Genomic DNA, 207 nt, shown 5'->3' on the forward strand with positions numbered 1-207 from the left:
GGATAATCCGCTCTCTTTCTTCTATTACAGCCTGGTCTTTTCCGTGCTGTGCGACATCGTGCTGACGCTGGTTTATAGCTATACCTCGGAGCGCCCGGCCGAGAAAAAATCCGCCCCCGCGCTGGCAGCCGACCAGCAGAAGCAGACGCTCGCGCAAAGCCTAGGCCGCCAGAAAACCGAGCTGATATCTACGCTCCGCATCCCTAT

General features: G+C 57.5%; 1 pseudogene. It reads left to right on the forward strand.

The window, feature by feature from the left end:
• Nucleotides 1-207, forward strand: a pseudogene (locus tag QCD69_RS22830) (MFS transporter); the annotation flags it as partial.

It is taken from the genome of Erwinia sp. PsM31 (genome assembly GCF_030433775.1).
Taxonomy (GTDB): Bacteria; Pseudomonadota; Gammaproteobacteria; order Enterobacterales; family Enterobacteriaceae; genus Erwinia; species Erwinia aeris.